The organism is Kitasatospora sp. NPDC015121 (assembly GCF_055562955.1).
On record NZ_JBVHEH010000012.1, the window covers coordinates 1 to 18,151 of the forward strand.

Sequence of the window (18,151 nt, forward strand, 5' to 3'; positions counted from 1 at the left end):
CCGACCCGTCACGGATCATCGAACTGGTTTCTCAGGGATTGGCCGCCCCGGGACCGTCCACACAGATGCGTGTCCGGTGCTCCCTGCCGAGCGACTAGTCGACACTACGCCGATCGGAGGACGGATGCAAACTCGCCCGTGCGGACCACCCAGTCGCAGGTCGCGCGGGTGCTCGCCACGTAGGCCGCGTTGGGCAGGTCGTTGCCGTCGATGCGCCGGCGGGCGGTCGCCTCGTCCTGGCCGCCGGCGGTGTGGCGGGTGAGCAGGCGGGTGTCGCGGGTGGTCTCGTCCGCGTCGACGTACCAGAGCTCGCGCAGTAGGGCGCGGGCCTCCGTCCACGGGGTGGTGGGGGCGGCGAGGTAGTTGCCCTCGGTGACGACGAGGCGGGTGTGCGGGCGGACGAGGTGGCGGGCGGCGACGGGTTCGTCGAGGGTGCGGTCGAAGTCGGGGGCGTAGACGTCGTGGAAGCGGTCGGTGGCGACGCGCTGGAGGAGGGCGAGGTAGCCGCGGGCGTCGAAGGTCTCGGGGGCGCCCTTGCGGGGGCGCAGGCCGAGGCGGTCGAGCTGGGCGTTGGAGAGGTGGAAGCCGTCGAGCGGGAGGTAGGCGGCGGTGTCGGGGCCCTCCTGGCGGTTGACCTCGTCGATCAGGAGGCGCGCGAGGGTGGACTTTCCGGCGGCGGGCGGTCCGGCCAGGCCGAGGAGGGTCCGTCCGGTGCCGCTGCCGGGGCCGCGGAGCAGGGCGAGGGCCCGGGTCACTGCCTGTTCCGAGGTGGCGGGCTGCTCGGGGGCGGGGGCAGTGGCGCTGGTGGGGGTGCCTTCGTCGTGCATGGTTCGAACCCTACGCGTCGGTAGGGCCGCTGAGGGCGGGCGCGTCGAGGGTGAGCGTGCCGGCGTCGGCGTCGAGGGTGGCCGGGACGCCGAGCGGGACGGTGATCGAGGACGGGCAGTGGCCGAAGCCGAGTTCCCACAGGACGGGGACGCCGAGCCCGCCGAGGTGGTCGAGCAGCACGGCGCGCACGCCGTCGGGCGGTCCGCAACCGTCCCAGGAGCCGAGGACCACGCCCGCCACCCCTTCCAGCGCTCCGCTGCGGCGGAGCTGGGTGAGGATCCGGTCGAGCTGGTAGGGCTGCTCGTTGACGTCCTCCAGGGCGAGCAGCCCGCCGGCGAAGGACGGGCGGGCGCCGGGGACGCCTCGGTCGGCCGCCAGCAGGGAGGCGCAGCCGCCCATCAGGACGCCGCGGGCCCGGCCGGGCACGAGCGCGGTGGCGTCGGGGCCGGTGAGGACGGTGGTGCCGGCGGGCTCGAAGAGGGTACGGCGCAGGTGTTCGGCGGTGGCGGCGTCGGTGCTGAAGACGGTGCTGCCGGGCATCGGACCGTAGAAGGTGGGGACGCCGAGCTCCCGGGCGACGGCTTCGTGCAGGACGGTGACGTCGCTGAACCCGACGAGCGGTTTGGGCGGGACGGCGCGCATCGCGTCCCAGTCGAGGAGGTCGACCATCCGGTGGGCGCCGAAGCCGCCGCGGACGCAGAGGACGGCGGCGACCTCGGGGTCGAGCCAGGCGGCCTGCAGGTCGGCGGCGCGGTGCGCGTCGGCGCCGGCCAGGTGCGCCAGCGCGGGGTGGGTGTCGTACAGGTGCGGGAGGGCGACCGTCTCCAGGCCCCAGGAGCGGAGGACGTCGACGCCGAGGGCGAGTCGGTGCGGGTCCACCGCACCGCTGGGGGCGACGAGGGCGACCCGGTCGCCGGGACGGAGCGGGCGCAGGGGCATCCGGTACTCCTCGGGGGTGCGCGGGGGGGGTGGGACGGGCGGGTGATGCCGGGGTCGGCGGGCGGCCGGCCGTCGTTCCGCCCGCTGACGGTATCCCCCGTCCGGGAACGCCCCACCCCGGCCGGGCCGCCGGCGTTCCGCGCCGACGGCCGGCGGGGCAGCGGTCAGTGGAGCAGCGGGGCAGGGGTCAGCGGGTGTCGGTGAAGGTGCCCATCGCGGCGCGCACTTCGGCCAGGGTCCGGTCGGCGATGTCGTTGGCGCGGGCGTTGCCGGCGTGCAGGACTTCGCGCAGGAGGGTGCGATCGGCGGCGAGTTTGGCGCGGCGGGCCCGCAGCGGGCGGAAGTGCTCGTTGACCGCCTCGGTGGCGGTGCGCTTGAGGAGGTCGGCCCCGCCGTCGCCGATCTCCTCGGCGACGTCGTGCGGGTCGCGGTCCTGGCAGAGTGCGGTCAGCAGCAGGAGGTTGGAGACGCCGGGGCGGTTCCCGGGGTCGTAACGGATGTGGCGCTCGGGGTCGGTGACGGCGCCTCGGAGCAGTTTGGCGGTCTCGTCCTCGCTCGCGCCGAGGGTGACGGCGTTGCCCCGGCTCTTGCTCATCTTGCCCGCGTCGGTGCCGAGCAGCAGGGGGGGCTCGGGAGAGCAGGGCCTGCGGTTCGGGGAAGAGGGTGGCGTAGCGGTCGTTGAAGCGGCGGGCGATGGTGCGGGTGAGCTCCAGGTGCGGCAGCTGGTCCTGGCCGACCGGGACGAGGTCGGCCTTGCAGAACAGGATATCGGCGGCCTGGTGGACGGGGTAGGTGAACATCAGTCCGCTGACGGCGCCCTGCCGGGAGTGTGCGATCTCGTCCTTGACGGTGGGATTGCGGGAGAGTTCGGCGACGCTGACCAGGCTGAGGAAGGGCAGCATCAGCTGGTTGAGCGCGGGGACGGCGCTGTGGGTGAAGACCGTGGCGCGCTCGGGGTCGACGCCGGCGGCCAGGTAGTCGAGGACCAGGTTCTCCGCGTGTTCGGCCGGGCGGTCGGCGCGGTCCCGGTCGGTGATCGCCTGGTAGTCGGGGATCACGATCATCAACTCGATCCCCTGCGCCTGGAGTTCGACGCGGTTGCGGAGCGTCCCGAAGTAGTGGCCGAGGTGCAGCGGGCCGGTCGGGCGGTCGCCGGTCAGGATGCGGCGGTGTCCGGCGGCGGTGGTGGCGACCAGCGGGTTCGCGGCGGTGCGGGGGTCGGCGGGGACGGTGGCGGTCATGGCTGCGGGTGCTCCTGGGTTCGCGGCTGGTGGCCGCCCGCCGGGATCCGCCCTGGTCCGTCCGAGGTCGTCGCACCGGGGCCGCCCTTGCGGACGGCCCTGGGGTCATGCGTGGGGGACGGCCGTCCTAGGACGGCCGCCAGCGCAGGCATGACGAGTGGGACACGCCTCCGACCCTAGCTGCGTTCCCGGAACCCGCAACGGGTTTACCTCGGGGCCGGAACCATCGGTTGTCCACCCACGTCCCTTGGCCGGGCCCGCGTCGGTGGTGCAGGATCGGGCGAGCTCGGAATTCGGAGGGCACAGTCATGACCTCGCTCGACCAGAACGCGTCGGACCGGCCGCACGCGGACGCCGACCGCCGTCCGGCGCAAGCTGGTTCGGCGGGCGGACCGGTGGCGGACGGGCGGCCGGCGGACGCGGGTGCTCCCGGGGCGGTCGAGTGGTCGGCGGGGTCCTGGGGGGTCGGTGGGGCGGCGGGTCGGGTGCGGCCGCCCCGGCGGCCCTCGCCCTCGCGGCGGCTGAGCCAGGTCCGGGCGGCCCCTGCGGTGCCGGGCGGGTACGGCGCGGCCGTGGAGGAGGTCGTGGTGGAGGGGGTGCCGGCGGACCTGGCGGGGGCGCCGATGGGGGTGCTGATCGCCGGTTCGCCCGGGCTGGCCGAGGCCGTCGGCCCCGCCGGGCGGGCTCCGGACCGCCGGGTGTCGGCGCGGTTGCTGCGCTTCGGTTCCGGTACCTGCCAGGTGGTGCTGCCGGACTGGCGGCCGGCCATCGCCGTGTCGGTCCCCACGGAGCGGCTGCTGCGCTCGACCGGGTTGAGCCAGGAGGAGTTGCGGTCCGCCGTGCTGTCGGTGGTGATCAACCCGGAGGCGGTGCACGACCGGGAGCTCGGGCTGCGCGACTGGCGGGCCGAGGTGCCGGCGGCGCGCGGACGCCGGAGGGGCCGGCGCCCGGTCCGCTGAGCCGCTCCCGCACGGCGCCTCCGCGGGCCCGCTCCGCCTGCCCTCCGGGTCGCCTCAGACTCCTTCGGACGGTACGCGGTTGGGCACGTAGCCGAGGTGGACGGGTTCGATCGGGTCGGGTGCCGAGGCGCGGACGGCGGCGAGCAGGTCGGCCAGGTTCGGCGGCCAGATCGGGTCCGCGTCCGGCGCGGCGAGTTCGGCCGGCGTCCACCAGTGCCAGCCGAGGATGCCGTCGACCCGGTGGACCGCCGCCACGTCCCCCGGCTCGCGGCGCGGGCCGTGGGTCAGGAAGATGTGCTCGTGCTGGCGGACCGGGGTGCCGTGCCAGGTGAAGTCGTGCTCCCAGGTGCAGATGAGGGGGCCCGGTCGGAGGTCGGTCCAGCCGGTCTCCTCCCGCAGTTCCCGGAGGGCGCCCTCCAGCGGGGACTCGCCGGGCTCCAGGCCGCCGCCCGGGGCGTTCCAGTGGAGCCCGACCTCGGAGTTGTCCGAGCGGAACAGGAGCACCTCGCCCTCCGGGGAGAGCACCACCGTCCGGGCCGCCCGGCGGGGCCGCCGTTCGCCGCGCTCTTTCCGACGTCGTGACATCCATCGCATGCAGGGATCCTGGCAGGGCCCGGAAGGGGGTGTCGACCCGGTTTCCGGGCGGGTTCCCGACCCGGTTCGCGACCCGTTTTCCGGGCGGGCCGACGTGCCGGGGCGGGCGGATTCCGGGCCCTGCCCCGGGTGGTGGACCTAGTCTGGGCCGCATGGTCGAACCCGCCGTCATCCTTCCGTCCGACCCGCTCCTCCCCCGACGGGTCGACCCGCACTTCGCCTGGGAGGTCGCGGCGGTCCGGGCGGCGGGCGGCGAGCACGGCCTGCTCGACCACGACGCGCTGCTCGCCGGGGACGTCGAGGCGGCGGTCCGTCGCGTCCCGCCCGGCCGGGGGCCGCTCTGGTACCGGGGCTGGATGGTCCCCACCGCCCGGTACGCCGAACTCGCCGAGGTCCTGGCGGCTCGCGGCCGCCCGCTGCTGACCGGACCGGCCGCGTACGCGACCGCTCACGAACTCCCCGGCTGGTACCGGACGTTCGCCCCGCTGACCCCGGCCAGCAGTTGGCTTCCGGGCACCGGCTGGGACCGCCGGTCACTGGCTGCGGCCGCGGCCGAGCTGGGCGGCGCCGGCCCGGCGGTGGTCAAGGACTACGTGAAGTCCCGCAAGCACGAGTGGGCCGAGGCCTGCTACGTGCCCGAGCTGGCCGACCTCGACGCGCTGGAGCGCGTGGCGTCGCGCTTCGCCGAACTGCAAGGCGACTTCCTGGCCGGCGGGCTCGTGGTGCGCCGCTTCGAACGGTTCGTCCGGGCTGCGGACGGGCGGACGGAGGAGGCCCGGGTGTGGTGGCTGGACGGCGAGCCGGTGCTGGTCGGCCCGCACCCCGACGGCCCGGCGCACCGGCTGGTGCCCGACCTGTCCGCCGTCCGTCCGCTGGTCCGGGAGCTGGGGTGCCGGTTCGTCACCACCGACCTGGCCCGCCGCGCCGACAGCGACAGCGACGCCGACACTGGCGCCGGGGGCGGGGGACGGTGGCGGGTGGTGGAGGTCGGGGACGGTCAGGTCAGCGAGCTGCCGTCCGGGGTGGACGTGGAGGCGCTGTTCCGGGCGCTGTTGAAGGCGTAGCCGGCGCTGCCGAGGTGCGGGAGCAGCAGGTAGAGGCCGGCGGCGGTGCCCGAGGTGGCGAGTAGGGCGCGGACGGTGGTGCGGGTCGGGCCGAGGGCGGTGACGCACCCGGCGAGCAGCAGGGTGCTGCCGAGGGCTCCGGCCTGGGTGGTGGTCAGGCCGGGGTGGCCGGTGAGGCGGCCCACCAGGGTGGGCAGCAGGTAGGCGGGCAGTTGGCCGGCCGCGTAGGGGGCGACCGTGGGTGGCGTGGACGCGCATGGGCGTGGCCTCTCGACCCGGTGACGGGGGTGGTGCTCCCGTCCCCTCGATCGGTCACCCGTTCTGTGTACCAGGAGGTTCGCCGGTGGTGGTCCGTGGCCGAGCCGCGACCGGTGAGTGGCCCGGTCGCGTCCCGCTGGAGACAGCTCCGCCAAGGACCCGGACGGCTCCGCACCCGCCGCCGGGTGCGGAGCCGTCCGGTCGCTCAGCCGAGGGCGGGTGTCGGGTGCCCTTCCGCGATGAAGGCGCTCCACAGCTTGGCGTAGGCGCCGTCGCGGTCGAGCAGTTCGGCGTGGGTGCCGTCCTCCACTATTCGGCCGTGGTCGAGGACGACGATCCGGTCGGCGCGTTCGGCGGTGGTGAGCCGGTGGGCGATGACCAGGGTGGTGCGTCCGCCGCTGAGCCGGTCGGCGGCGTGGTTGACGGCGGCTTCGGTGGCGAGGTCGAGTGCGGCGGTGGCCTCGTCGAGGAGCAGGATGTCGGGGTCGACCAGCTCGGCCCGGGCGAGGGCGATGAGCTGGCGCTGGCCGGCGGAGAGGTTGCGGCCGCGGGGTGCGACCCGGTGGCGGTAGCCGCCGGACAGCTTGGTGATCATGTCGTGGGCGCCGACCGCCTTGGCCGCCGCTTCGACCTCGGGGTCGGTCGCGTCGGGTCGGCCGTAGGCGATGGCGTCGCGGACCGTCCCGGCGAAGAGGTAGGCCTCCTGCGGGACGACGCCGAGCCGGTGCCGGTACCCCTCCAGGTCGTAGCTGGTGAGGTCGGTGCCGTCGACCCGCAGGGTGCCGCCGGTGGCGTCGTAGAACCGGGCGACCAGTTTGACCAGGGTGGACTTGCCCGCCCCGGTCTCGCCGACCAGGGCGACGGTCTGGCCCGGCGGGATGTGCAGGTCGATGCCGGAGAGCACCTCGGGGTTGCCCTCGCCCCCGCCGTTGTAGGCGAAGCTGACGTTCCGGAAGTCGACTTCGCCGCGCAGCGCGCCGACCGGGACCGGGTTCTCGGCCTGCGGCGTGCTTGTGGGGGTGCGCAGCAGGTCGCGGATCCGGCCGAGGCCGACGGCGGCCTGCTGGTAGCCGTCGAAGATCTGCGAGAGCTGGTTGACCGGGGCGAAGAACAGGTCGATGTAGAGCAGGTAGGCGACCAGGGCGCCGATGGTGAGGGTTCCGTCGTCGACCCGGGAGGCGCCGGCGATCAGCACCAGCGCGGAGGCGACGCTGGAGAGGAACTGCACGAACGGGAAGTACAGCGAGATGTAGAACTGGGCCTTGGCCCGGGCGTGCCGGTAGGCGAGGCCGCGTTCGACGAACCGCTCGGTGTTGGCGTCCTGGCGGCGGAAGGCCTGGACGATCCGCATCCCGGCGACGTTCTCCTGCAGGTCCGCGTTGACGGTGCTGATCAGGTCCCGGGAGACCTGGTACTGCTGGGCGGACTTCCGGCGGAACACCAGCGTGGCGACGATCAGCGGCGGGAGCACCGCGAAGACCACCAGGGCGAGGCCGGGGTCGATCACGATCAGGGCGGCGAAGATGCCGAGGAAGGTGAAGACGCTGACCACCGCGGTGACCACGCCGGTCTGCAGGAACGAGGAGATGGAGTCGACGTCGGTGGTCATCCGCGTCATGATCCGGCCGGTCAGCTCGCGCTCGTAGTAGTCGAGGCCGAGCCGGTTGAGGTGCGCGAAGATCTTCAGGCGCAGGGTGTAGAGGACGCGTTCGCCGGTGCGGCCGGAGACCCGGCTCTCGGTGGCCTGCACCAGCCAGTCGAACAGGACGACGGCGAGGGCCAGCAGGGAGGCGACCGCGACGCCGCCGAGCGCCGCCTTGCTGACGCCGTCGTCGATGCCGTGCCGGATCAGGACCGGCAGGGTGAGTCCGGCCGCGGTGTCCAGCGCGACCAGGAGCAGGGCGAGCAGCAGCGGGCCGCGGAACGGGGTGAGCAGCCGGGCGAGGCTGAACCGGGGGTCGGCGGCCTCGGCCTGTTCGACGGGGACCTCGGGGGCGTCCGTGGCGGGCGGCAGCGCGGCGACCTTGGCGAGCAGTTCGGCGTCCGCGCCGGGCTTCTCGGCGGCCGGTGCGCCGTCCGCGGTGGCGGCGGCCCGCTCGGGCGCGGCCTCCGGGGCCGGGGTCGGGGCCGGGGCCGGGGCGGCCAGCGCGTCCGGGTCGGTGATGAGCGACCGGTAGCGCGGACATCGGGCGGTGAGCTCCTCGTGCGTGCCGAGGTCGATCAGCCGTCCGGCGTCCAGGACGGCGATCCGGTCGGCGAGCTGCAGGGTGGAGCGGCGGTGGGCGATCAGCAGGGTGGTGCGGCCGGCCATCACGCTGTGCAGCGCGTCGTGGATCTCCGCCTCGATCTGCGGGTCCACCGCGGAGGTGGCGTCGTCGAGCAGCAGGAGGCGCGGGTCGGTGAGGACGGCCCGGGCGAGCGCGATGCGCTGGCGCTGGCCGCCGGAGAGGGTGAGTCCCTGTTCGCCGACCTTGGTGTCGTAGCCGTCGGGGAGTTCCCGGATGAAGCCGTCGGCCTGGGCGATCCGGGCGGCGGCCTCGATCTGCTCCTCGGTGGCCTCCGGGTGCCCGTAGGCGATGTTGGTGCGGACGCTCTCGGAGAACAGGAAGCTCTCCTCGGGCACGATGCCGATGGCGGCGCGCACCGAGTCGAGGGTCACCTCCCGGACGTCCTGCCCGAAGAGCCGGACGGTGCCGGAGGTCGGGTCGTAGAAGCGGGGCACCAGCTGGGCGACGGTGGACTTGCCGGAGCCGGAGGCGCCGACCAGGGCCAGCGTCTCCCCCTGGGCGAGCCGCAGGCTGAGGCCCTCCAGCACCGGGACGTCGTCGGGGACGCTGCCCGGCTCCGGGTGCTCCTCGGCGCGGTAGTGGAAGTCGACCCGGTCGAGTTCCAGCGCGGGGGTGCCGGCCGGCGCGGCGGCGGGGTCGAGCGGTCGGGCGTCGGCCGGGTCGGAGACCAGCGGACGCTGGTCGACCAGCTGCAGGACGCGCTCCACTCCGGCGCGGGCCTGCTGGCCGACGGTGATCACCATGGCGAGCATCCGGACCGGGCCGGTCATCTGCGCCAGGTAGGTGGAGAAGGCGACGAAGGTGCCGAGCGTGACGTCCCCCCGGACGGCCAGCCAGCCGCCGACGGCGAGCACCGCGACCTGCCCGAGCGCGGGGACGGCCTGCATGGCGGGGGTGTAGCGGGCGTTCAGCCGGATCGACCGCAGCCGGGCCGCGAACAGCCCGCGCGAGGCGCGTTCCAGCTTGCCCCGCTCCTGGGCCTCCTGGCCGAAGCCCTTGACCACCCGGACCCCGCCGATCGCGGCGTCCACCACGCCCGCGACCTCGGCGGCCCGCTGCTGGGCGTCCCAGGTGGCGGGGAAGAGGCGTTTGCGGCTGAGCGTGGCCAGCCACCACAGGACCGGACCCATCACCAGGGCGATCAGGGTGAGCGGCACGGACAGCCAGAGCATGACCACCAGCGACATGCCGAACATCAGGGCGTAGCCCGTCATCATCGGCAGCATCGACAGCAGGCCGTTGACCAACTGCAGGTCGGAGGTGGCCCGGCCGACCACCTGGCCGGTGTCGAGCCGGTCCTGCCGGTGACCGTCGAGCCTGGTCAGCGAGCGGAACAGGTCGGCGCGCATGTCGTGCTGAACGTCCAGCGCGAGCTGGCCGCCGTAGTAGCGCCGGATCTGGGTGCAGAGGAACACCGCCGCGGCCGCGACCAGCAGCAGCACCGCCCACGGGGTGAGCGGGCGGCTGTGCGTGGTGATCACGTCGTCGATGATCAGCTTGGTGATGAGCGGGACGATCGCGGTGATCGCCATGCCCACCAGCGAGGCCCCGAAGGACAGCAACAGGTTGCGACGGTAGCGCCAGCAGTAGCCACCGAGTCGGCGGAGCCAACTGCGCTCTGGAAAACCATGAGTCTCGGGCATATTTAGTGATGCTAACCATTCGGCCGGTCAAGCGTCCATCGGGTTCGAGGGCGCACGGGAAGCTGAACGACCTCGGGTCGAGCTTCCTTCCCGTCTACAGGTTGCCCGCGTTGCGCGGTGGTGCGCCTCGGACGATCGACCAGGCCCGGATCGGCCGATCGACCTAGGCGGGGTGCGGCCGGCCCCGCCCCGGCCGGTCGCGTAGGACACGCGCCCGCAGGTCAACCGGCCCGCCGGGGCGGAGCTGCCTTCAGGCGGAGCTGCCTACAGGTCGCCCGCCCCGCCCGCCTTGTCGGACTCCTCCGGCCGCTCCGACCGCTCCGCCGCTCGGGCTCCCCCGGTCTCCGCAGCGGCCGCGAACGCCCCCTGGGCGAGGGCACGGAGCAGGGCGGCCATGCGGTCGCGGGCCAGCCCGGACCGCTCGGGGCCGGAATCGGTCTGGGTCTGGGCCTGGCTTTGGGTCTGGGCCTGCTGCGGCGCGGCGCTGTGCGGGGTGGAGTTGAGCAGGCCGAACACCGCGTGCACGGCGGCGCGGGCGACCGGCTCCGCGTCGGGCGCGGCCAGCGGCGGGAACGCCTCGCGCACCACCGAGACCCAGAGCTCGACGTAGCCGCGCTGGAGCCGACGCACCCGGCGGCGGTCCGCCTCCTTGAGGTGGAGCAGTTCGCGGTCGTGGAGGGTGATCAGGTCCCGGTCGTCCAGGGCGAAGTCGATGTGCCCGTCGATCAGGGCGTCCAGTGCGGCCCGCGGCCCGGCGGCCTCGCCCTCGCGGCGCCGTCCCTCCTCCAGCAGGCGCTCGCTGATGCCCACCAGGAGGTCGGCGAGCATCGCGTCCTTGCCCGCGAAGTGCCGGTACAGGCCGGGACCGCTGATGCCGACCGCCTTGCCGATCTCGTCGACGCCGACCCCGAGGAAGCCGCGCGCCGCGAAGAGCCTGGCGGCCTCTTTCCGGATCTGGTCACGGCGTGGGAGCGCGGGGGTGGTAGTGCGGTTGGGCATGCTGCCCATCGTAGACAGTCGGGTTATCGATGGTTAACCTGGCCACAGAGTTAACGCTCATTAACACGGGCTGGCCGGCTCGCCCTCCGGCCTGCCCCGATCCGAATCCGAGGGGCAAGGGAGCTCTTGGGATGGTCCTCTCTTCGGCACAGACCCCTCCGTGGTCCGCCGCCCCTTCGCGGGGAACCGCACCCGCCGCACCGCCGTTCAGCGCCGCGGACGCGCCGGCCCCCCGCCTGGAGGGCGCGGCCGACCCGTCCGCCCCGGCCGGCCTGGCCAACGCGCGGGCCCACCGGGAGCTGGTCGCCGAGCTGCGCGGCAAGCTCGCGGCGGCGGCGCTCGGCGGCGGCGAGAAGGCGCGCGCCAAGCACGTCGCCCGCGGCAAGCTGCTGCCCCGGGAGCGGGTGGACAGCCTGCTCGACCCCGGCTCGCCGTTCCTCGAACTGGCGCCACTGGCCGCCGACGGGCTGTACGACGGAGCCGCCCCGGCCGCCGGGGTGATCGCCGGCATCGGCCGGGTCGCCGGCCGCGAGGTCCTGGTGGTGGCCAACGACGCCACGGTCAAGGGCGGCACGTACTACCCGATGACGGTGAAGAAGCACCTGCGGGCGCAGGAGGTGGCCCTGGAGAACCGGCTGCCCTGCGTCTACCTGGTGGACTCCGGCGGGGCGTTCCTGCCGATGCAGGACGAGGTGTTCCCCGACCGCGACCACTTCGGGCGGATCTTCTACAACCAGGCACGCCTGTCCGCCGCCGGGATCCCGCAGATCGCGGCGGTGCTCGGCTCCTGCACCGCGGGCGGCGCGTACGTTCCGGCGATGAGCGACGAGGCGGTGATCGTCCGCAACCAGGGCACCATCTTCCTGGGCGGCCCCCCGCTGGTGAAGGCCGCCACCGGCGAGGTGGTGACCGCCGAGGAACTGGGCGGCGGCGACCTCCACTCCCGCACCTCGGGCGTGACCGACCACCTGGCCGAGGACGACGCGCACGCGCTCTCCATCGTCCGCACCATCGTGGCCGGGCTGGGCCCGCGCGCCGCCAAGCCGTGGCCGCTCGCCCCGGTCGAGCCGCCTGCGGTCGACCCGGCCGGGTTGTACGGCGTGGTGCCGGTGGACCCGCGCACCCCCTACGACGTGCGCGAGGTGATCGCCCGGCTGGTGGACGGTAGCCGGTTCGCCGAGTTCAAGGCCGAGTACGGCACCACCCTGGTGACCGGCTTCGCCCGGATCCACGGCCACCCCGTCGGCATCGTCGCCAACAACGGCGTCCTGTTCGCCGAGTCCGCGCTCAAGGGCGCGCACTTCATCGAACTGTGCGACCAGCGCGGCATCCCCCTCCTCTTCCTGCAGAACATCACCGGTTTCATGGTGGGCCGCCAGTACGAGGCCGGCGGCATCGCCAAGCACGGCGCCAAGATGGTCACCGCGGTGGCCTGCACCCGGGTGCCCAAACTGACCGTGGTGATCGGCGGCTCGTACGGGGCGGGCAACTACTCGATGTGCGGCCGGGCCTACTCACCCCGCTTCCTGTGGATGTGGCCGAACGCGAAGATCTCCGTGATGGGCGGGGAACAGGCGGCCTCCGTGCTGGCCACCGTCCGCCGCGACCAGCTGGAGACCCGGGGCGAGCAGTGGTCCCCCGAGGACGAGGACGAGTTCAAGCGCCCCGTCCGCGAGCAGTACGAGCGGCAGGGCAACGCCTACTACGCCACCGCCCGACTGTGGGACGACGGTGTGATCGACCCGCTGCAGACCCGCTCCGTGCTCGGCCTGGCACTCACCGCCTGCGCCAACGCCCCGCTCCCCGAGGCGCGCCCGTTCGGGGTCTTCCGGATGTGACGCCCCGCCGGGGCCGCCGCCGCAGGCCCGGCCCCACCGGCCCCGGCCCGGCGGCGGCCGCCCGCAGGCCCCCGTCGGTCCCGACGGGCCCGCCGACCCCGACGGGCCCCGGAGGCGACAGAGCCGCCCGGGCCACCACTGGTGACGCAACGCCAATTCGCTCACCGTTCCCTTCGTGACGGAGGAACACCTCTCATGTTCGACACCGTGCTCGTCGCCAACCGAGGCGAGATCGCGCTACGGGTGATCCGCACCCTCCGGCGGCTGGGCGTGCGCTCGGTCGCCGTGCACAGCGACGCGGACGCCGACGCCCCGCACGTCCGGGCCGCCGACCTCGCGGTCCGGATCGGGCCCGCCGACCGGAGCGACAGCTCGGCCGCCGAGACCTACCTGCGCGCCGACCTGATCCTGGACGCCGCCCGCCGGACCGGCGCGCAGGCCGTCCACCCCGGCTACGGGTTCCTCGCCGAGAACTCCGCGTTCGCCGAGGCCTGCACGGACGCCGGCCTGGTCTTCATCGGCCCGCCGCCGGCCGCGGTGGAACTGATGGGCGACAAGATCAACGCCAAGGAGGCCGTCCGGGCCGCCGGAGTGCCGGTCGTCCCCGGCAGCGAGGACGGCTCGCCCAGCGACGAGCAGCTGATCGAGGCGGCGACCCGGATCGGCTACCCGGTGCTGCTCAAGCCCTCGGCCGGCGGCGGCGGCAAGGGCATGCGGCTGGTCCGCGACCCGGCCGAGCTGCCCGCCGAGCTCGCCGCGGCCCGCCGGGTGGCCCGCACCGCGTTCGGCGACGACACCCTGCTGCTGGAGCGCTGGGTCGACCAGCCCCGGCACATCGAGGTCCAGGTCCTGGCCGACACCCACGGCCGGACCGTCCACCTCGGCGAGCGCGAGTGCAGTCTGCAGCGCCGCCATCAGAAACTCATCGAAGAGGCCCCTTCCGTCCTGTTGAACCCTCGGACCCGCGCCGCGATGGGCGCGGCCGCGGTGCGCGCCGCCGAAGCCTGCGGCTACACCGGCGCCGGCACGGTCGAGTTCATCGTCCCCGGCGGCGACCCGGCCGGGCCGGACGCGGACGACGTCCTCGACTTCTTCTTCATGGAGATGAACACCCGCCTCCAGGTGGAACACCCCGTCACCGAACTCGCCGTCTCCGTGGACGGGCCGGACGGCCCGCAACGGCTGGACCTGGTGGAGTGGCAGTTGCGCGTCGCCGCGGGCGAGGCACTGCCGTTCGCTCAGTCGGACGTCTCCTTCCTGGGCCACGCGATCGAGGCCCGCATCTGCGCCGAGGACCCGGAACGGGACTTCCTGCCCACCGGCGGTGAGGTACTGCTGCTGGACGAACCCTCCGGGGAGGGCGTCCGGGTGGACTCCGGAATCGCACCCGGCGACCGGATCGGCAGCCTGTACGACCCGATGCTCGCCAAGGTGATCGCGTACGGGCCCGACCGCCCGACCGCGATCCGTCGGCTGCGGGCCGCACTCGCCGAGACCCGCATCCTGGGCGTCACCACCAACACCGGCTACCTGCGCCGGCTGCTGGCTCAGCCCGAGGTGACGGCAGGACGGCTCGACACCGGGCTGGTGGAACGCAGCGCCCAGCAGGACGCCTCCCTGCTGAGCTCCCCGTACACCCGTCCCGAATCGGTCGACCTGCTCCACTTCGCCGCCGCGCTGCTGCGACAGCTCGAACTCGGCCGCGCCGCCGCCTCCGACGGCTGGACCGACCCCTTCTCCCTCCCTTCGGGCTGGCGGCTCGGTGGCGAGGCCGCGTGGACCACGCACCGGCTCCGGCTGCCCGGCCGCGAACCGGTCACCGTGAGCTGTCGAATGATTACCAATGGTGAATTCGAGAGCGCTAGCGGTTTTTCCGCGACGGGTTCGCCCGAGTGGGAGGTCCGCCTGGACGGCGGGCCGGTCCGGAAGGCCCGGGCGGGTCTCGACGGAACCCTGCTGCGCCTTGCGGTTGACGGCCTGCAGGCCACTTTCACGGTCGCTTCGGAACGCACGCCGGAGGGGGTCACCCACTGGCTCGGCGTGGACGGCGACGCCTGGCCCGTTCACCCGTTCGACGCAATCGCCGAACGCGCCGCGGCCAGCACCGCCCACCACGGCACCCTCACCGCACCGATGCCCGGCACCGTCACCGTGGTCAAGGTCGAGCCCGGCGAACCCGTGCGCCGCGGCCAGGCGCTGCTGGTCCTGGAGGCCATGAAGATGGAGCACGTCATCTCCGCGCCGCACGACGGCACCGTCGAGGACCTGCGGGTCTCCGCCGGCGCGACCGTCGCGATGGACGCGCCGCTGGTGACCGTCACGGCGGCCGAGGAGCCGTCCGAGCCCGTCGCGCCCCTCCCGGAGGCGGCCCGATGAGCGCCTCCCCGACCGCCCCCGGCCCCTCCACCCCGGCCGACCCGACCGTGCTGGAACTCGGCCTGCCGCAGCCGGTCCGCGATCCGGAGCTGCCCGAACGGGTCCGCATCCACGAGGTCGGCGCGCGCGACGGGCTGCAGAACGAGAGCGCCCTCGTCCCCGTGGAGGTGAAGGCCGAGTTCATCGCCCGGCTCGCCGCCGCCGGGCTGCGCACCGTCGAGGCCACCAGCTTCGTCCACCCCAAGTGGGTGCCGCAGCTGGCGGACGCCGAGGAGCTGATGCCCCGGCTGACCGGGCTGCCCGCACGGCACCCGGGCCTGCGGCTGCCCGTCCTGGTGCCCAACGAGCGCGGGCTGGACCGGGCGCTGGCGCACCACGCCACCGAGATCGCGGTGTTCGCCAGCGCCACCGAGACCTTCGCCAGGCGCAACCTCAACCGCTCGGCGGACGAGGCGATGGCGATGTTCCGCCCGGTGGTCGAGCGCGCCGCGGCCGCCGGAGTGCCGGCGCGCGGCTACCTGTCGATGTGCTTCGGCGACCCCTGGGAGGGGCCGGTCCCGCTCGACCAGGTGGTCCGCCACGGCCTGACCCTGCTGGAGATGGGCTGCACCGAGCTGAGCCTCGGCGACACCATCGGCGTCGCCACCCCCGGCCACGTCAACGCGCTGATCGGCGCGTTCACCCGTTCCGGCGCCCCGGTCGAACGTTTGGCGGTGCACTTCCACGACACCTACGGGCAGGCGCTCGCCAACACGCTGGCGGCGCTGCGCTCCGGCGTGACCGTGGTGGACGCGTCGGCCGGCGGCCTCGGCGGCTGCCCGTACGCCAAGAGCGCGACCGGCAACCTCGCCACCGAGGACCTGGTCTGGATGCTGCAAGGCCTGGGCGTGGAGACCGGCGTGGACCTCGCCGCGCTCGCCGCGACCAGTGGCTGGATGGCCCGTCACCTCGGTCGCCCCAGCCCGTCGAGGACCGTACGCGCCCTGCTCGGGCCGACGGACTGACCCCGACACCCCTCCGACCACCCGCCCCCACCAGGCCCACCAGGCCGCGATCCCGGGAGGATCAGCCGTGCTCGACCACCGCCTGAGCAGTGAGTACGAAGAACTCCGCCGCACTGTCGCGGAGTTCGCCAACGACGTCATTGCGCCGAAGATCGGCGAATACTACGAGCAGAACGAATTCCCGTACGAAATCATCCGGGAGATGGGACGGATGGGCCTGTTCGGGCTGCCCTTCCCGGAGGAGTACGGCGGCATGGGCGGCGACTACTTCGCGCTCTGCCTGGTCCTGGAGGAGCTGGCCCGGGTCGACTCCTCGGTGGCGATCACCCTGGAGGCCGCGGTCTCGCTGGGCGCGATGCCGATCCACCTCTTCGGCACCGAGGAGCAGAAGCGCGAGTGGCTGCCGAAGCTGACGTCCGGCGAGGTGCTCGGCGCCTTCGGCCTGACCGAGCCCGAGGGCGGCACGGACGCGGGCGCCACCCGGACCACCGCGCGCTACGACGAGGCGACCGACGAGTGGGTGATCAACGGCAGCAAGTGCTTCATCACCAACTCCGGCACCGACATCACCGGGCTGGTGACCGTCACCGCACTGACCGAACCGCTCACACATTCGAGTGACGTCTCGTCAAATCACTCGCCCACCAGGGAGATCTCCTCCATCATCGTTCCCACTGGGACCCCCGGGTTCCAGGTGTCGAAGAAGTATTCGAAGGTCGGGTGGAACGCCTCCGACACCCGGGAACTGTCCTTCACCGACTGCCGCGTGCCCGCCGCCAACCTGCTCGGACAGCGGGGCCGCGGTTACGCCCAGTTCCTGCGCATCCTCGACGAGGGCCGCATCGCCATCGCGGCCCTGGCCACCGGCCTGGCCCAGGGGTGCGTCGACCAGTCCGTCCAGTACGCCGGGACCCGCCGCGCCTTCGGGCGGCCGATCGGCGCCAACCAGGTCATCCAGTTCAAGCTCGCCGACATGGAGACGCGCGCCCACACCTCCCGCCTGGCCTGGCGGGACGCCGCCTCCCGGCTGCTGCACGCCGAGCCCTTCAAGAAGGAGGCGGCCATCGCCAAGCTGTACGCCTCCGAGGCCGCGGTCGACAACGCCCGCGAGGCGACCCAGATCCACGGCGGCTACGGCTTCATGAACGAGTACCCGGTCGCCCGCATGTGGCGCGACTGCAAGATCCTGGAAATCGGCGAGGGGACTTCGGAGGTCCAGCGGATGCTCATCGCACGCGAACTCGGCGTGACGTCCTGAATTCGGCGCACCGTCCTGACCGGTGAGACGGGTCCTCACCACACCGGTCAGGGCCGGAGCGAGGGCGGGGCCGGCCGCCCGGCGTCGCCGTCGATCTGGTCATAGCGCTCCAGCGCCAGCTGGAACGCCGTCGGTTGAACGCGCACCGCACCGGAGAACGGCCCGCTCATCACCGCCACCATGCTCACCCCGAACGCCACGGAGGCGCCCACGAAGCACATCAGCACCAGATTCCGCGGATTGGAGGTCAGCCCGATCACCGAGGGGGTGGCCAGGACGAACACCGCCCCCACCAGCAGGCCGCCGATCGCCAGGACGGGCACCGACGCACGGAGATCACCCAGCCGCGCGTTCCGCTTGGCGTTGACCTCGGACAGGCTCCGCAGCACGTCGGTCCGGGCGCTCGCCTCGGCCTGGCTGTGCACCGCGACCTGGTCGACGGCGGCCCGCACCTGGTCGATCGCCCGCCAGGCGGTCTGACTTCCGGTGCCGTGCTGCATGGTGGCCCACTCGTCGTCGATCACCACCCCGGTGTAGGTCCGCAGCCTGGTCCGCACCACGGGACGGTCGGCGTCGGGCAGGCCGCCGGCCGTCCAGTACGCCTCCGTGAGAGCCCGCGACTCCTCGTAGGTGTGCTGGCGCGCCGCGTTCAACTGCTGCCAGGTGCCGGCGATGCTGAAGCCCAGGAAGAGCGCGAAGAAGCCGAGGATCGCCGCCCCGGCGAAGGACATCGCCTGCGGTGTCGTCGTCCCTTCCCGCGCCCGCCTGGTCCGCCCCAGCAGCAGGCCGATCACCAACGCCAGCACCGCGCCCGACACGGCGGCGATGGCAACGGTCAGCATTGCGGCCCGCCCATGCCCGC

13 protein-coding genes and 1 pseudogene are annotated in these 18,151 nt (G+C 73.7%); 6 read left to right on the forward strand and 8 right to left on the reverse strand.

Features of this window, described 5'->3' with window-relative positions:
- Nucleotides 1-104 precede the first annotated feature (104 nt).
- The 3 genes and pseudogenes from ACZ3J7_RS18770 to trpS all read right to left on the reverse strand — a co-directional run bounded on the left by ACZ3J7_RS18770 (nucleotide 105) and on the right by trpS (nucleotide 3,008).
- Nucleotides 105-827 (reverse strand): nucleoside/nucleotide kinase family protein, encoded by a 723-nt coding sequence (locus tag ACZ3J7_RS18770; protein ID WP_465622154.1) that lies wholly within the window; start codon nucleotides 825-827, stop codon nucleotides 105-107.
- Between the two features lie 10 nt (nucleotides 828-837).
- On the reverse strand, nucleotides 838-1,767 hold the full coding sequence (locus ACZ3J7_RS18775) for a S66 peptidase family protein (RefSeq protein WP_465622156.1): 930 nt from the start codon (nucleotides 1,765-1,767) through the stop codon (nucleotides 838-840).
- Between the two features lie 187 nt (nucleotides 1,768-1,954).
- Nucleotides 1,955-3,008, reverse strand: a pseudogene (trpS, locus tag ACZ3J7_RS18780) (tryptophan--tRNA ligase).
- Between the two features lie 308 nt (nucleotides 3,009-3,316).
- Between trpS and ACZ3J7_RS18785 the strand changes: the two are divergent.
- A complete protein-coding gene (locus tag ACZ3J7_RS18785; RefSeq protein WP_465622158.1) occupies nucleotides 3,317-3,967 on the forward strand; it encodes a hypothetical protein in 651 nt (216 codons plus the stop codon).
- Between the two features lie 54 nt (nucleotides 3,968-4,021).
- Here ACZ3J7_RS18785 and ACZ3J7_RS18790 read toward each other — a convergent pair whose 3' ends face one another.
- Entirely contained in the window at nucleotides 4,022-4,552 is a 531-nt protein-coding gene (locus ACZ3J7_RS18790) for an NUDIX hydrolase (RefSeq protein ID WP_465622160.1), read from the reverse strand.
- Nucleotides 4,553-4,713: 161 nt separating this feature from the next.
- On the opposite strand from ACZ3J7_RS18790, the gene ACZ3J7_RS18795 reads away from it, so the two are divergent.
- Nucleotides 4,714-5,625, forward strand: coding sequence for an ATP-grasp domain-containing protein (locus ACZ3J7_RS18795; protein ID WP_465622162.1), 912 nt, complete (start codon nucleotides 4,714-4,716; stop codon nucleotides 5,623-5,625).
- Here ACZ3J7_RS18795 and ACZ3J7_RS18800 read toward each other — a convergent pair.
- The 3 genes from ACZ3J7_RS18800 to ACZ3J7_RS18810 all read right to left on the reverse strand — a co-directional run bounded on the left by ACZ3J7_RS18800 (nucleotide 5,559) and on the right by ACZ3J7_RS18810 (nucleotide 10,813).
- Nucleotides 5,559-5,810 (reverse strand): hypothetical protein, encoded by a 252-nt coding sequence (locus ACZ3J7_RS18800; RefSeq protein WP_465622164.1) that lies wholly within the window; start codon nucleotides 5,808-5,810, stop codon nucleotides 5,559-5,561. The two genes, ACZ3J7_RS18795 and ACZ3J7_RS18800, sit on opposite strands and share 67 nt — an antisense overlap.
- A gap of 278 nt (nucleotides 5,811-6,088) precedes the next feature.
- The gene (locus ACZ3J7_RS18805; protein ID WP_465622166.1) at nucleotides 6,089-9,814 is read right to left on the reverse strand and encodes an ABC transporter ATP-binding protein; all 3,726 of its coding nucleotides are present in this window, start codon (nucleotides 9,812-9,814) and stop codon (nucleotides 6,089-6,091) included.
- A gap of 264 nt (nucleotides 9,815-10,078) precedes the next feature.
- Nucleotides 10,079-10,813: a TetR/AcrR family transcriptional regulator gene (locus ACZ3J7_RS18810; RefSeq protein ID WP_465622168.1), complete on the reverse strand. Its 735-nt coding sequence runs from the start codon at nucleotides 10,811-10,813 to the stop codon at nucleotides 10,079-10,081.
- Nucleotides 10,814-10,944: 131 nt separating this feature from the next.
- Here ACZ3J7_RS18810 and ACZ3J7_RS18815 point away from each other — a divergent pair, with 131 nt between their 5' ends.
- From ACZ3J7_RS18815 to ACZ3J7_RS18830, 4 genes are all read left to right on the forward strand, one after another.
- Nucleotides 10,945-12,651 carry a carboxyl transferase domain-containing protein gene (locus ACZ3J7_RS18815; protein WP_465622170.1) on the forward strand — a complete coding sequence of 569 codons (1,707 nt, stop codon included), beginning with the start codon at nucleotides 10,945-10,947 and terminating at the stop codon, nucleotides 12,649-12,651.
- 195 nt (nucleotides 12,652-12,846) lie between these two features.
- A complete protein-coding gene (locus ACZ3J7_RS18820) occupies nucleotides 12,847-15,027 on the forward strand; it encodes an ATP-binding protein (RefSeq protein WP_465622172.1) in 2,181 nt (726 codons plus the stop codon).
- A complete protein-coding gene (locus ACZ3J7_RS18825) occupies nucleotides 15,024-16,031 on the forward strand; it encodes a hydroxymethylglutaryl-CoA lyase (RefSeq protein ID WP_465622174.1) in 1,008 nt (335 codons plus the stop codon). Before ACZ3J7_RS18820 ends, ACZ3J7_RS18825 begins: the two co-directional genes overlap by 4 nt.
- Nucleotides 16,032-16,098: 67 nt before the next feature.
- Complete coding sequence (locus ACZ3J7_RS18830) at nucleotides 16,099-17,289, forward strand: acyl-CoA dehydrogenase family protein (RefSeq protein WP_465622176.1); 1,191 nt, start codon at nucleotides 16,099-16,101, stop codon at nucleotides 17,287-17,289.
- A 47-nt stretch (nucleotides 17,290-17,336) separates the two neighbouring features.
- On the opposite strand, the gene ACZ3J7_RS18835 is transcribed toward ACZ3J7_RS18830, so the two are convergent.
- Entirely contained in the window at nucleotides 17,337-18,131 is a 795-nt protein-coding gene (locus ACZ3J7_RS18835; RefSeq protein WP_465622178.1) for a bestrophin-like domain, read from the reverse strand.
- Between the last annotated feature and the right edge of the window lie 20 nt (nucleotides 18,132-18,151).

Bases quoted from the DNA above. Each gene is read 5' to 3' on its own strand.
- ACZ3J7_RS18770 (WP_465622154.1), bottom strand. From the start codon at position 827: ATGCACGACGAAGGCACCCCCACCAGCGCCACTGCCCCCGCCCCCGAG.
- ACZ3J7_RS18795 (WP_465622162.1), top strand. From the start codon at position 4,714: ATGGTCGAACCCGCCGTCATCCTTCCGTCCGACCCGCTCCTCCCCCGA.
- ACZ3J7_RS18835 (WP_465622178.1), bottom strand. From the start codon at position 18,131: ATGCTGACCGTTGCCATCGCCGCCGTGTCGGGCGCGGTGCTGGCGTTG.
- ACZ3J7_RS18785 (WP_465622158.1), top strand. From the start codon at position 3,317: ATGACCTCGCTCGACCAGAACGCGTCGGACCGGCCGCACGCGGACGCC.
- ACZ3J7_RS18825 (WP_465622174.1), top strand. From the start codon at position 15,024: ATGAGCGCCTCCCCGACCGCCCCCGGCCCCTCCACCCCGGCCGACCCG.
- ACZ3J7_RS18790 (WP_465622160.1), bottom strand. From the start codon at position 4,552: ATGTCACGACGTCGGAAAGAGCGCGGCGAACGGCGGCCCCGCCGGGCG.
- ACZ3J7_RS18815 (WP_465622170.1), top strand. From the start codon at position 10,945: ATGGTCCTCTCTTCGGCACAGACCCCTCCGTGGTCCGCCGCCCCTTCG.
- ACZ3J7_RS18810 (WP_465622168.1), bottom strand. From the start codon at position 10,813: ATGCCCAACCGCACTACCACCCCCGCGCTCCCACGCCGTGACCAGATC.
- ACZ3J7_RS18805 (WP_465622166.1), bottom strand. From the start codon at position 9,814: ATGCCCGAGACTCATGGTTTTCCAGAGCGCAGTTGGCTCCGCCGACTC.
- ACZ3J7_RS18775 (WP_465622156.1), bottom strand. From the start codon at position 1,767: ATGCCCCTGCGCCCGCTCCGTCCCGGCGACCGGGTCGCCCTCGTCGCC.
- ACZ3J7_RS18820 (WP_465622172.1), top strand. From the start codon at position 12,847: ATGTTCGACACCGTGCTCGTCGCCAACCGAGGCGAGATCGCGCTACGG.